Annotated in this window: 11 protein-coding genes and 1 pseudogene; 8 read left to right on the top strand and 4 right to left on the bottom strand. The window is 30.6% G+C overall.

The annotated features are described in order from the left end of the window. Positions 1-276: 276 nt before the first annotated feature. From V3V28_RS00545 to V3V28_RS00530, 3 genes and pseudogenes are all read left to right on the top strand, one after another. Entirely contained in the window at positions 277-465 is a 189-nt protein-coding gene (locus V3V28_RS00545; protein WP_331363068.1) for a GyrI-like domain-containing protein, read from the top strand. Positions 466-475: 10 nt separating this feature from the next. Next, positions 476-2,163, top strand: a pseudogene (locus V3V28_RS00535) (amidohydrolase). Between the two features lie 2 nt (positions 2,164-2,165). After that, on the top strand, positions 2,166-2,708 hold the full coding sequence (locus V3V28_RS00530; RefSeq protein WP_331363065.1) for a GNAT family N-acetyltransferase: 543 nt from the start codon (positions 2,166-2,168) through the stop codon (positions 2,706-2,708). On the opposite strand, the gene V3V28_RS00525 is transcribed toward V3V28_RS00530, so the two are convergent. Both V3V28_RS00525 and dut read right to left on the bottom strand, forming a co-directional pair. Next, complete coding sequence (locus tag V3V28_RS00525) at positions 2,701-2,850, bottom strand: PspC domain-containing protein (protein WP_331363064.1); 150 nt, start codon at positions 2,848-2,850, stop codon at positions 2,701-2,703. The two genes, V3V28_RS00530 and V3V28_RS00525, sit on opposite strands and share 8 nt — an antisense overlap. 41 nt (positions 2,851-2,891) lie before the next feature. Then, positions 2,892-3,323, bottom strand: coding sequence for a dUTP diphosphatase (gene dut / locus V3V28_RS00520; protein ID WP_331363063.1), 432 nt, complete (start codon positions 3,321-3,323; stop codon positions 2,892-2,894). A gap of 97 nt (positions 3,324-3,420) precedes the next feature. On the opposite strand from dut, the gene V3V28_RS00515 reads away from it, so the two are divergent. Genes V3V28_RS00515 through V3V28_RS00505 form a run of 3 tightly spaced genes read left to right on the top strand, consistent with a single transcriptional unit; the run spans position 3,421 to position 6,390 of the window. Further along, positions 3,421-4,416 carry an NAD(P)H-dependent glycerol-3-phosphate dehydrogenase gene (locus tag V3V28_RS00515; RefSeq protein WP_331363062.1) on the top strand — a complete coding sequence of 332 codons (996 nt, stop codon included), beginning with the start codon at positions 3,421-3,423 and terminating at the stop codon, positions 4,414-4,416. 43 nt (positions 4,417-4,459) lie between these two features. After that, a complete protein-coding gene (locus tag V3V28_RS00510) occupies positions 4,460-5,119 on the top strand; it encodes a hypothetical protein (RefSeq protein WP_331363061.1) in 660 nt (219 codons plus the stop codon). 2 nt (positions 5,120-5,121) lie between these two features. Beyond that, a complete protein-coding gene (locus V3V28_RS00505; RefSeq protein ID WP_331363060.1) occupies positions 5,122-6,390 on the top strand; it encodes an MFS transporter in 1,269 nt (422 codons plus the stop codon). 3 nt (positions 6,391-6,393) lie between these two features. On the opposite strand, the gene V3V28_RS00500 is transcribed toward V3V28_RS00505, so the two are convergent. Continuing rightward, complete coding sequence (locus V3V28_RS00500; protein WP_331363059.1) at positions 6,394-8,040, bottom strand: glycerol-3-phosphate dehydrogenase/oxidase; 1,647 nt, start codon at positions 8,038-8,040, stop codon at positions 6,394-6,396. A gap of 82 nt (positions 8,041-8,122) precedes the next feature. Here V3V28_RS00500 and V3V28_RS00495 point away from each other — a divergent pair, with 82 nt between their 5' ends. Then, on the top strand, positions 8,123-11,407 hold the full coding sequence (locus tag V3V28_RS00495; protein ID WP_331363058.1) for a S8 family serine peptidase: 3,285 nt from the start codon (positions 8,123-8,125) through the stop codon (positions 11,405-11,407). Between the two features lie 87 nt (positions 11,408-11,494). Here the strand turns inward: V3V28_RS00495 and V3V28_RS00490 are convergent, their stop codons facing one another. Further along, on the bottom strand, positions 11,495-12,037 hold the full coding sequence (locus V3V28_RS00490) for a pyridoxamine 5'-phosphate oxidase family protein (protein ID WP_331363057.1): 543 nt from the start codon (positions 12,035-12,037) through the stop codon (positions 11,495-11,497). A gap of 91 nt (positions 12,038-12,128) precedes the next feature. On the opposite strand from V3V28_RS00490, the gene V3V28_RS00485 reads away from it, so the two are divergent. Beyond that, the gene (locus V3V28_RS00485) at positions 12,129-13,604 is read left to right on the top strand and encodes a Na+/H+ antiporter NhaC family protein (RefSeq protein ID WP_331363056.1); all 1,476 of its coding nucleotides are present in this window, start codon (positions 12,129-12,131) and stop codon (positions 13,602-13,604) included. Positions 13,605-13,610 lie beyond the last annotated feature (6 nt).

Genomic DNA, 13,610 nt, shown 5'->3' with positions numbered 1-13,610 from the left:
TAATACCTCTAAAATTTTCTCGTAATTTGCTCTAAAGCTGTTCATCTATTTAAATGTTTGAAATTCAATTAAATATACGATTCTCTTAATCAATGAACAGCTTTTTTATAATGCACAACAGGTTATTATAATACTATTATTGATCAAGTTTGGAATAAACTATTAGAAGAAGCAGAAGAATTAAACATAGATGTTGATAAGGCTGAATCTTTCGGAATTATTTGGGACGAACCTATTATTTCAGAAAAGATAGAATACAATTACGATGCTTGTTTAGTGATTGATAATGTAACTAAAACTCCAGAGAAGATTTTTAGTAATTGGTTATTTACTTCGGATAAAGAAATTTCTGAACATCCTTTTTTAGAATTTTACATAAAACACGAGTCTCATACAGACAATCAAAACGAATACGAAACAGAAATTTACATACCTTTAAAGCGTTCATTTCTTAACAAATATTAAAATAAAAAAAATGAAATTTTTAATCATACTATTTAGTGTTGTTTTTGCATCAAAATCTTGTTCAAAAGAAAATACAATTAATATACCAGATACAACAGAAGAAGCAAGTACTCAAAAATTATATTTTAATGCAAAAATTTTTACTGTTGATGATTCAAAACCTTGGGCAGAAGCAATTTTAATAGATAAAAACGAGATTATTTTTGTAGGTTCAAATGCAGATGCAGAAAAAACGGCTGATGAAAATGCAACAAGAATAGACTTAAGTGGTAAAGTAGTTTTACCAGGTTTTCATGATGTACACATGCACCCAATGGAGGTTGGTTCTACAACTACAGCTTTCACTTTAAATGAAAACGAAACAGATGCAGAAAATTATATTTCGGATATCAAAAAAGCAGCTACAGACAACCCAAATGTTAAATGGATTATTGGTTTTGGTCATTCTATAAACTCATTATTAGAAGCAACAAGAAATCCGTTAGAAATTATTGATGAAGCAGTTTTAGACAGGCCTGTAATTATTATGGAGCAAACATCACATTCTATGTGGATAAACTCAAAAGGATTAGAATTAGCAGGAATAACTGCTTCAACTCCAAACCCACAAGGAGGAATTATAGTAAAAAAAATGGCGTTTTACAAGGACTTTTAATTGACAATGCTGGCGATGTTGTTTTTCAGCAAGCTGTTGCCGCTTTAAATGATGCTGATGGTGAATATAATGGAATGGTTGAGTATGTTTTACCAAAATTAACAAAACACGGTATAACTTCAGTTTCAGACGCAAGAACTTACTGGAAAAGAGACCAACATAAAACTTGGAAAAAATTAGCAGATAATGATGAATTAACTGCACGTTTTAATTTAGGTCTTTGGGCATATCCAACAGCAAATGATGCAAGTCAAATAGCATCTTTAAAAAGTTTATTTTCTAATAATGAAAGTAGTTTGTTAAAAATAAATCAGATAAAATTATATGCTGATGGAATTACATACAACACAACAGCAGCGTTACATTCAGATTATAAAGAAGATTTTTTTAATCAACCAACAAATAACGGATTAAACTATTTTACAGAAAGTAGAATTGCAAAATATATTGCAGCTTTAGAAGCTACAGGTTTCGATTTTCACATTCACTCAATAGGAAATAGAGGTGTTACAGAAGCTTTAAATGCAATTCAACAAAGTAGAAGTTCTAAAGGAAGACATCGTTTAACACATGTAGAAATGATTACTACTGCAGATTTAAATAGATTTAAAGCCTTAAATGTTACTGCAGATGCGCAAGTTGGTGGCGAGTTTACCAAACCTCAATATTGGAGTGATAATGATCATTTATTAGGCGCAGATTTAGCAGACAATCAAGTGCCAATAAAATCATTAAAAGATGCTGGAGTTAGATTAACATTAAGTAGTGATTGGAACGTGAGTTCATTAAATCCTTTTGTAGGAATACAAAATGCAGTAACAAGAACTCCTCAAAATATATCTTTAGAAGAAGCAATAAAAGCATATACTTTAAATGGGGCTTACATAATGAGACAAGAAGAGAAAGTAGGTTCTTTAAAAGTAGGAAAATTAGCAGATTTTGTAGTTCTAGATAAAGATATCTTTACAATTTCAGTAAATGAAATAAACCAAACAAAAGTAATTTTAACTATTTTTGATGGCGAAGAAATTTATAAAAAATAAAATTGATTAAAGTATCAGAAAATATAGAGTTAAAGGAAATTTTGAACACAGATTCAGAATTACTTTTTACATTGATGAAAGAAATTTATCCACTTGCATATAGTCATTTTTGGACAGATAATGGAGATTGGTATGTAAATTCTCAATATTCAAAAGAAAATATTTTAAAAGAACTTTCCGAAGAAAAAACGGAATATTATTTTGTACTTTTTAATGATGAAATTGTTGGTAATTTTAGAATTATTTGGAATGAAAAACTAGCAAATTTACCCGAAGAAAAACAAGTAAAGTTACATAGAGTATACTTGCATCAAAAAACACAAGGAAACGGAATTGGTAAAAAACTACTTTTTTGGTTAGAAGAAAAAGCAATTAAAAAAGGATATAAAATTGTTTGGCTAGATGATGCTATGAATGAACAACCCCAAGCTTTTCAGTTTTATAAAAACCTGGGGTATGTATATCATTCACACACTTTTTTACCTTATAATTTATTATACGATGAGGTAAAAAAAATGAGTCAGGTTTATAAAAAACTTATTTAGAAAGTAATTTTACAATCCATAAAATTAAATATAATCCAAGTCCGAAACCTGCTAATAAAACAGCAACAACAAACCCTATTCTAATAAATTTTGCTTCAACATTTATTTTTGGACTTAACCAATCTGAAACTCCTAAAATCATATTCTTTTAATTTTTATGTTAGGCGACAAAGGTAAATAAAATTAAACACCTGTACTTCCAAAACCACCAGAACCACGTTCTGTTTCACTTAAAACACTAACTTCTTGCCAACTTACACGTTCATGTTTTGCAATAATTAATTGCGCTATTCTTTCACCATCATTAATAACAAATTCATCATTAGATAAGTTGACCAAAATTACACCAATTTCACCTCTGTAATCTGCATCTACAGTTCCAGGAGAATTTAAAACGGTAATTCCTTTTTTAGCAGCTAAACCACTTCTTGGTCTTACTTGTGCTTCAAAACCTATTGGTAAAGCTATAAATAAACCTGTTTTTATAATAGCTCTTTCTAATGGTTTAAGTGTGATAGATTCGCTAATATTTGCTCTTAAATCCATACCTGCAGCTCCTTCAGTTTCGTAATTAGGAGTAGCATGTTTAGATTTGTTAATTATTTGTACGTTCATTTTTTATAAATTAGGTAGTTCAAAAATATAATAAATCAACCAAGCATTCATAATAACTTACTAATTTTCTTACTTTTGATTTTCAAATCAAACAATTATGGATAAACAACCAAAAATAGCGGTTTTAGGTGGAGGAAGTTGGGCAACAGCAATTGTAAAAATGTTGACAGAAAACCTTGAAACTGTTGGTTGGTATATGAGAAGTGCTACATCAATTGAACATATTAAAAAAAATCATCACAACCCAAAATATTTAAGATCTGCAGAATTTAATCCTACCCAATTAGATTTATCTAAAGATATAAACAAAACGGTTGCAAAATATGATATTTTAATTTTTGCAATTCCATCTGCTTTTTTAGTTGGTGAATTAGAGAAATTAACCAAATCTTTGGAAGGAAAAACTATTTTTTCAGCGATTAAAGGAATTGTACCACAAACAGGTTTAATTGTTGGAGAACATTTTAATAAAGAATATAATTTTCCTATAGAAAACATTGGCGTAATTACCGGCCCTTGTCATGCAGAAGAGGTTGCAATGGAACGCTTATCATACTTAACAATTGCTTGCCAAAATGAAGAGAATGCTAAAATTATGAGTAAATCTTTAAAAAGTTGGTATATAAAAACCAAAATTTCTGATGACATTATTGGTACAGAATATGCAGCAATGTTAAAAAATATTTATGCGGTGGCAGCAGGTATTGCACATGGTTTAGGTTATGGAGATAATTTTCAATCTGTGTTAATGAGTAATGCAATTCGAGAAATGAAACGGTTTATAAAGAAGGTTCATAAAATGAAACGTAACATTAACAACTCTGCTTATTTAGGGGATTTATTAGTTACAGGATATTCTGTTTTCAGTAGAAATAGACAATTCGGAAACATGATTGGTAAAGGGTATACTGTTAAATCTGCGCAAATGGAAATGAGTATGATTGCAGAAGGGTATTATGCTACTAAAAGTGCTTTTAAAATGAAAGAGGAAAATGGAGCAAAAACACCAATTATAGATGCGGTTTTTAATGTTTTATATGATAATAAAGACCCAAAAAAAGAATTCCAAAAATTGACAAATAAATTAGATTAATTGTTTAATTTTGAACATTATTATGTTTTATTAAACAATATGTATGAAAACAATACAAGAAGTTGTAGAAAGCACTATTAGAAAAACACCTTTTATAGAAGAAGCTTTAAATGAAAAATTGATAAATGTTTCTTCTTTGGCAAGAATTATTTTACCAGAAGTTTCAACTATTTTAAAGAAGGATGTTAAGGTTGGTGCGGTTATGATGGCAATTAATAGATTGTCTCCAGCGAGTGAGTTACGTATTAGAAAAAATATTAAAAAGTTAGCACTAGATTTAGGTGATGTTATTGTTAGATCTGATTTATGCGATTTTACTTTTAAAAATACTACTTCATTATTAAAAGAAATTGCAAAGATTTTAATGAAATCTTCAGAGAGTTCAGACTATTTTCTAACAGTTTCTCAAGGAATTTTTGAAACTAATATTGTTATTAGTAAAAATTTACATCCTTTTGTAAATGAAATTTTCGAAAAAGAAAAACTAATTTCTAGTGTCTTAGATTTAGCCTCTATCACCATAAAACTTCCAAAAGAAAATTTAGAACAATCTGGTATTTACTATTTTATTCTAAAACAATTAGCTTGGGCAGATATTCCTTTACAAGAAATAATTTCTACTACAAATGAAATGACTATTGTTGTAAAAGAGCAAGACATCAATCAAACTTTTGCCATCTTAATGGATATGAAATTGAGTTAATTATGGCAAAACAAGATCCTTATGCTGCATTAAGAATAAAGGAATTCAATATTTTTTTATTCGTAAGGTTTCTTTTAGTTTTTGGTTGGTCTATGCAATTTATTGTCATAGAATGGCAAGTATATTCAATTACAAAAGACCCACTTTCTTTAGGAATTATTGGTTTAATGGAAATTATTCCTGCATTCTCAATGGCATTATTTGCGGGTCATATTGTAGATCAAAGAGAAAAAAGAAACTTGTTAGCTATTTGCACAGCAGCTTTTTCGTTAATTAGTTTAGGCTTGTTTTTACTAACAACAGAAAATGTAATTGCAAGTTGGTCTACAAATTCGGTTCTATATTCAATTTATGGATTGGTCTTTTTCGGAGGGTTTTTACGTTCTTTTTTTGGACCTACAATTTTTTCTTTGGTAGCATTATTGGTTCCTAAAAAAATATATCATAATGCAGCCACATGGAGTACAAGCACCTGGAAAACAGCTTCTGTTTCTGGTGCACTTGCAGCTGGTTTTTTAATAGGTATTATTGGAGTTCCTAAAACGTTATGTCTTGTTTTTATATTAGTATTACTGGCTTTTATCTTCACTTTTTTAATTAAAAAGAAACCAATTTTAAATAAAAAAATTGGCGAACCAATGAAAGAAAGTTTAAAAGCGGGTGTTCAATTTGTTTTTCAAAATAAAGCCATTTTAGGTATTTTAAGCTTAGACATGATTGCTGTTTTATTTGGTGGAACTGTTGCAATATTATCAGTCTTTGCACAAGATGTTTTAAAAGTTGGTCCAGAAGGTTTTGGTATTTTAAATGCTTCAATTTCTATGGGAAGTATTTTAACGATGCTTATAACAACTTACATTCCTATCAATCAAAACACGGGAAAAAAAATGCTGATTTCCGTTTTTATTTTTGGATTAAGTATCATTGCTTTCGGATTGTCATCTATTTTTTGGGTAAGTATTTTAGCTTTATTTATAAGTGGTGCAGCAGACGGAATTTCTATGGTAATTAGACAAACCATTTTGCAATTAAAAACACCAGATGATATGAGAGGTAGAGTTTCTTCTGTAAATTCTATGTTTGTAGGTTCTTCTAATGAATTAGGAGCTTTCGAAAGTGGTTTAGCGGCCAAATTAATTGGCCCAGTTGCAGCCGTAGTTTTTGGCGGAACAATGACTATAATTACAACGGTAACAATGGGAATTGTAAACCCAACTTTACGCGATTTAGATTTAACAAAAGAGATTGAAGAAAACGAAAAAGAAGACTAAAATCTACTCAAAAGTTGTAGCAATTTTTAAATATTTTTCTAGTTCTTTTTCTTTATTTTTAGTCGTTTCTTCATCCCAAGAAAAGGCTGTTTTAAATAATACTAAAACATAATCTTTATATAAGTCAACACTTGGCTTGTCAAAAAATAAACGTCCAGTTCTGCGCATAAAGAAATCTGTGGGCGTACAAGTCATTTCATAATTTATAGTAAACCAAACTTCAGCCTTAATTAGTTTTTCTTGCATGTTATCGTGTATTAAATCATCAAATTTTTGCAAAATAATATCTGTTTGTTTTCCATAATTATAAACCAAATACTTTGCATCTTTTTCATCAAAATCTACTTCAGAAATTCTATTATGAATGGCATCAATATAACTTTCTACCTCGTTAGAGTTTTTAAAAGTTCCACCAGAGAGTACAATTTCTTTTGTTTTAATTTCTTCAAACTCTTTATCGAATCTTCTTTCGTATTTTTTAGCAACTAAATCTACAATACGTTCTGCCATTTTTCTATAACCAGTTAACTTTCCACCAGCAATAGAAATAAGTTCTGTATCCGAAACAAAAATTTCATCTTTTCTAGATAATTCTGAAGCAGATTTTCCTTCTTCGTGAATTAACGGACGCAAACCAGCCCAAGAAGATTGAATATCATCTAAAGAAATATTAATATTTGGAAACATATTGTTTACAGCAGATATTAAATACATTGCATCTACTAAACTTGTGTCTACATTGTCTTTATCTTGTTGATAATTGGTATCTGTTGTTCCAAAATAAGTAACCTTTCCACGCGGAATTGCAAACATCATTCTACCATCTGGCACATCAAAATAAACAGATTGTTTTACCGGTAATTTTTCATGAGCAACCACTAAATGAACTCCTTTTGTTAAGTGTAAACGCTTGCCTGTTTTCGAGTGATTTGTTTGTCGCAAGTTATCTACCCAAGGTCCGGTTGCGTTTACAACATACTTTGCTTTAATATCAAAAGATTCATTTGTAAAATTATCTTTTACTATTGCACCAGCAACTCTTTCATCTTCATAAATAAATTGGGTTGCTTCTGTATAATTAATAATTTTTGCATTGTATTCTAAAGCAGTTTTTAGAACCTCTAAAGTTAAACGAGCGTCGTCTGTTCTGTATTCTGCATAATAACCTGCGCCATTTAAAATACTTTTTGGTAATAAAGGTTCTTTTTCTAAAGCCTCCTCTTTATCTAGCATTCTACGTTTGTCTTCGCCTTCTACGGAAGCTAAAATGTCGTAAACTTTTAACCCAATTGAAGTTAACCAAGAACCATAAGTTCCACCATCTATTAATGGTAAAATCATTTTTTCTGGAATCACCAAGTGTGGCGCTAATTTATGTACAATTGCACGTTCTGTACCCACTTCTTTTACCAACCAAAAATCGAATTGTTTTAAGTAACGTAAACCACCATGAATTAGTTTGGTAGATTTACTAGAAGTTCCAGAAGCAAAATCGTTTTTTTCTATTAATGCTACTTTCATACCGCGCGATCCAGCATCTAAAGCAATTCCTGCACCTGTAATTCCACCACCAATAATTAGCAAATCAAATTCATTGTTTTGTAATTCTTTGGCAATATTTTTTCTATTTAAGTAAGAGAAGTTCTGCATTGTAAAAGTTAAAATTTATGGAAAATTTATCAAAAAGACTATATTTGTTAGCAAAATACAAAAAAAGTTAAAATTTATTAATATGAACTATAAATATATCAAGAATCTCCTATTTATATTATTATTTACTTCCTTTTCAATTTTTGCTCAAACAGCTAAAGAGAAGTTAGAGATAATTAAGCAATATGATTTATCAAAATTAGAGAACCTGAAAGAAAAATCTGAAAAAAAATTCTTTAAAGAAAAAAATAGAGCAATTTTATTAGCAACTCAAAAAGGATGGAAAATTAAGTATACAGAAAATGGTTCTTATTATGAATTAATGAGAATTTCTAAAGCAGGAAAACCATTGTATTATAAAACAGATAATGTTAATGCTGCTATCTCTACAAGAGCAAACTTTTTGCATAAAGATGGAGGTCTAGGGTTAAATATTGAAGGACAAGGAATGACAGCTTATGTTTGGGATGGTGGTTTAGCAAGAACTACGCATCAAGAATATGATGGAGAAGGTGGTGAAGATAGATTTTCTATTGGAGATGATTCTACAGATTTAAATTTTCATGCAGCCCATGTAATGGGTACTATTATTTCTTCTGGTTTTGAGCCTGCAGCAAAAGGTATGGCACCACAAGCAAAGGGAATTGGAAGCGACTGGAACAATGATTTAGCAGAAGCAACTGCAGCGGCTGCAAACGGAATGTTAATTTCTAATCATTCTTACGGGTTTAATGCAAATAATATTGCAGACTGGAGATTTGGTGCTTACGCAGATGATGCAAGAGATTGGGATAACTTAATGTATAATGCTCCTTACTATTTACAAGTAAATTCTGCTGGAAATGACGGAGCTAATAATACCGCAAACGGAGAACCTTTAGAAGGAAACAATGCTTTTGATAAAATTAATGGAAGAAAAACTTCTAAAAACGGGTTTACAATTGCAAATGGGCAAGATGCAAATATAAATGCAGACGGAACTTTAGCTTCTGTTACTAGAAATTCTGGAAGTTCTGAAGGACCAACAGATGATTTAAGAGTTAAACCCGATTTAATGGGTAACGGTACAGGCCTATATTCTTCTTACCAACAAGCAGATGATGCTTACAACACTATAACTGGTACCTCTATGGCTTCACCAAACGTAGCGGGCTCTTTATTATTATTACAACAATACTACAAAGAAACTAACGGTAACTTTATGAGAGCAGCCACTCTAAAAGGTTTGGCTCTACATACTGCAGATGATAATGATATTACAGGGCCAGATCCACACACAGGTTGGGGGCAAATGAATACTAAAGTTGCAGCAGAAACAATTACCAAAAACGGTTTTGAATCTTGGGTATCTGAAGAAGTTTTATCAAATGGAGGAACGTATTCAATTAAAGTTAAATCGGATGGTTTTAGTCCGTTATTAGCTTCAATCTCTTGGACAGATAAACCAGGTGTTGCTAATGAAGGAACAGCAAATGACCAAACAGCTGCATTAGTAAATGATTTAGATATTAGAGTTACACAAACAACAAATGAATATAAACCATGGAGGTTAACAGGAATCTATAGTAATGAAAAAGGAGATAATTTAGTAGATCCTTTTGAAAGAGTAGATATTGCTAACGCTTCTGGAGAATATACTATTACGGTTACTCATAAAGGAACTTTAGACGAAGATCAAAGGTTTTCTTTAATTATTACAGGTATTTCTGGAGAGTTTACGTTTTTAGCTGATAATTCAGAAAAAGGTTTATGTTCAGACCAAGATGCTGTATTTAATTTTGAATACAGACAAGCAGTTGCTGGTACAACTCAATTTACTTCAACTGGTGCTCCAGCAGGAATGACAACAACATTCTCTACCCAATCTTTAAGTGCAGACGGTAATTTTACAGTTACTTTTGGTAACTTATTAAGTGTGCCAGCAGGTCCTTATGACATAGAGATTATTGGTGATAATGGAAACGAAACTCAAAAAAGAACGGTAAGAGTAGTAGTTTATCACCCAGATTTTTCTAATAATCCATCAGAACTAGAATACCCAACAAATGGTCAAAAAGGAATCTCTTTTACTAAAATAGGATTACGTTGGAAAAATAATCTAAATGCTAATAGCTATAAAGCTGAAGTTTCAGAATCTCCTTCTTTTAATAACATTGCATATACAGGTGATGTAGTAGGAACAAGTTTTGATATTGAAGCATTGAAAAGTGCTACTGTTTATTATTGGAGAGTAAAACCTAAAAACGATTGTGGAGAAGGAGAATACTCATCAATATTTAGTTTTCAAACAGGAGCAACCGATTGTACAAATGTATACTCGGCAACCGATTTCTCAAATGCATCAGGAACTCCATTTTCTACAAATGAAACTTTTTATGTTCCAATAGAAGTTACAGATAATTTGTTAATAAATAGCATTAAAGTAACAACAGATATTACACATACTGATATACAAGATTTAACTTTAAAAATTAAAGAGCCAATAGCAAACGGGTCTAAACAATCTATTTTATTATCTAAAGTGTGTGATGATTTAGATAATATTAGCAATGTAACTTTTGATGATGATGCAGATGAATTAGTCTGTGGAACATCAAGTCCAGTAGTTTCAGGAAACGTTAAACCATTAGATCCTTTAAGTGGCTATGGTGGTAAAATGTCTCAAGGAACTTGGATTCTTGAAGTAAATGATTTCGATTTATTTGATGGAGGACAAATCAATTCTGCTTCAATTACAATTTGTGCTTCAGTAGAAAATACAAACATTCCTACTTTTACTTCTTCAGTAATTAAGTTAGATGCAAACTCAACATACACTATTACAACTGCAAATATGGAAGCAACAACTGCCTCTGAAACTCCAGAACAACAAGTGTTTACTTTAGTTGCTGAACCAAAAAAAGGTCAACTTCAAAAAGATGGAACAACTTTAAAAGCAGGAGATACTTTTACCCAAGCAGATATTGATGCTAATAAAGTTACGTTTGTAAATACCCAAACAGGATCTTTTGCAGATGAATTTAAAGTAGATGTTATGAATGCAGGACAAGGATGGTTAGGAAACCAAACAATTACAATTGAAGAAAAAACATTAACAATTGAAGATTTTGCTTTAAATAATGTCTCTTTTTGGCCAAACCCAGCTAAAGATATTTTAAATGTAAAATTGAACAATGCTACTTCAGAAAACGTAATTATAATTTTATTTGATTTACAAGGAAGAAAAGTAATTAGCTCTGTAAATAAAACGGTAAGTACAACTTTTACAAAAGAAGTTGATACAAAAAATGTTTCTTCAGGAATTTACTTGTTAAGTATTCAACAAGGAAATAAGAAAGCAACACAGAAGATTATAGTTACTAAATAATAAAATATTATTATAAATATAAAAAAGCCAAAACAATTGTTTTGGCTTTTTTAGTTTACAGAATAAAATTGATTTACGCTGTTTTTTTTATCTTACTATTTTGGTTGGTAAACCATCAATACTTGTTTGATTTCTTTCTCTCCAATATTGCTCAATTTTTTCTTTTCCTTGCTCAATAGCCCAATCATTTAATTGATTTCTTTCTTCATTATATTCGTAAAAAGGGATAGACATTCCGCAAGAAATTTGTGTAGATTCGATAGTAATATCAAATATTTGACGTGTTCCAGGAGTTTCTGGAAATAAAGAAATAACTTCATTCCAACCTTTATCTGATGGTTTAATTTCTTTTCCTTTTCCGTATAAGCGTAAAATACTTGGCGCTCCTTCAAAAGCACAAAACATAATTGTTATGCGTTCATTTTCTAATAAATGTGCGGCAGTTTCATTTCCACTTCCTGTAACGTTTAACCATAAAACACGGTTTTCATTTATCACTCTAAAAGAATCCATTCCTTTAGGAGATAAATTTATTCTACCAGAATTAGGCGCAGTGGCTACAAAGAATATTTTTTGAGCTTCAATAAATTTTTGAAGTCTTGTAGTAATTTTAGTGGTAAACTTTGACATAACCGTTTTATTTAAGTCCACAATTTACAAAATATCAGTCTATAAAATGCTTAATAAATTGTTACCTTTAGACAAAATAAAAACGTTTTTTATGGAATATGGATTTCTTTCAGTAATACCACCAATTGTTGCCATCATATTAGCCTTAAGAACCAAGCAGGTATATATTGCCTTACTATTTGGTATTTGGTTTTCTTGGTTGATTATTGAAGGATGGAATCCGTTAGCTGGAACTTTAGCAATGATTGAAGGGATGGTAAACGTCTTTCAGTCGAAAGGAAATACAAGAACAATAATGTTTAGCGCTTTGGTTGGTGCTTTATTAATTTTCATTCAGTATTCTAGAGGAGTAGAAGGTTTTATCAATATTATCAATAGAAAATTGACAAAATTAGAGACTAAAAAAACTGGTTATAGTAGAGTAATGGTACAAATTTTAGCAACGCTAACAGGTTTATTGTTATTTGTTGAAACAAGTATCAGTTCCTTAACTGTTGGTACTTTATACAGACCTATTTTCGATAAATTAGGAATACCAAGAGAGAAACTAGCTTATATAGCAGATTCAAGTTCTGCGCCATCATCTATTTTAATTCCTTTTAATGCTTGGGGCGCTTTTATAATGGGTTTGTTGTTAACACAAGGAATAGACCAACCATTTAATGTAATGATTGCATCTATTAAATATAACTTTTATCCATTATTAGCAATTGCAATTTTGTTCATTGTTATTCTTACCAAAAAGGATTTTGGCCCAATGAAAAAAGCTGAAAAAAGAACGAAAGAAACAGGTTTGTTAATGAATGAAGGTTCTAAACCTATGGTTTCTGATGAAATTACATCTTTTCCACCAAAAGAAGGTATTGAAGCAAAAGCATATAATATGATTGTGCCGCTTTTGGTAATGGTGTGTATGATGCCAATAAACTTAATTTATACCGGTTGGAGTTCTGTAAAAGAACCAACTTCATTTTTAAATCACGTTTCAGAAGCAATAGGTAAAGGCTCTGGTTCATCCTCTGTTTTATACGCTGTAATTACGGCACTTTTGGTTGCTATGATTATGTATTTCATTCAAGGAATTATGAAACCAAAAGAAGCTGTAAATTTAACATTAAAAGGAATTAGTGAATTAATGCCTTTGGCTTTGTTAATGTTGTTAGCCTTTGCTATTGGTGATGCTTGTAAAGAATTAGAAACCGGAATTTATGTGGCAAATGCAACCAAAGAATGGTTGTCGCCAGAATTATTACCAGCAGTTGTTTTTATAATTAGTTCTTTTATTGCATTTTCTACAGGAACTTCTTGGGGAACATTTGCAATTATGTTAGCAATTTCAATTCCAATGGCAAATATGCATGGTGCAGATATTACAATTGTTGTGGCTGCAACTTTAGGTGGTGGAATTTTTGGAGATCATTGTTCGCCAATTTCCGATACTTCTATAATATCTTCTATGGCTTCTGCAAGTGACCATATAGATCATGTAAAAACTCAATTACCTTATGCCTTGGTTGGTGGTATAATTACGGTTATTTTGTATTTGATTATTGGGTTTACAGGATAAATTAAT

This window comes from Polaribacter sp., assembly GCF_036480315.1.
Classification (GTDB): Bacteria; Bacteroidota; Bacteroidia; order Flavobacteriales; family Flavobacteriaceae; genus Polaribacter.
The sequence above is the reverse complement of the archived record's forward strand: the minus strand, read 5'-3'. Positions and strand labels throughout refer to the sequence as shown.

Coding starts and splice junctions, on each gene's coding strand:
- V3V28_RS00525 (WP_331363064.1), bottom strand. CDS start 2,850: ATGATTTTAGGAGTTTCAGATTGGTTAAGTCCAAAAATAAATGTTGAA.
- dut (WP_331363063.1), bottom strand. CDS start 3,323: ATGAACGTACAAATAATTAACAAATCTAAACATGCTACTCCTAATTAC.
- V3V28_RS00515 (WP_331363062.1), top strand. CDS start 3,421: ATGGATAAACAACCAAAAATAGCGGTTTTAGGTGGAGGAAGTTGGGCA.
- V3V28_RS00510 (WP_331363061.1), top strand. CDS start 4,460: ATGAAAACAATACAAGAAGTTGTAGAAAGCACTATTAGAAAAACACCT.
- V3V28_RS00505 (WP_331363060.1), top strand. CDS start 5,122: ATGGCAAAACAAGATCCTTATGCTGCATTAAGAATAAAGGAATTCAAT.
- V3V28_RS00500 (WP_331363059.1), bottom strand. CDS start 8,040: ATGCAGAACTTCTCTTACTTAAATAGAAAAAATATTGCCAAAGAATTA.
- V3V28_RS00495 (WP_331363058.1), top strand. CDS start 8,123: ATGAACTATAAATATATCAAGAATCTCCTATTTATATTATTATTTACT.
- V3V28_RS00490 (WP_331363057.1), bottom strand. CDS start 12,037: ATGTCAAAGTTTACCACTAAAATTACTACAAGACTTCAAAAATTTATT.
- V3V28_RS00485 (WP_331363056.1), top strand. CDS start 12,129: ATGGAATATGGATTTCTTTCAGTAATACCACCAATTGTTGCCATCATA.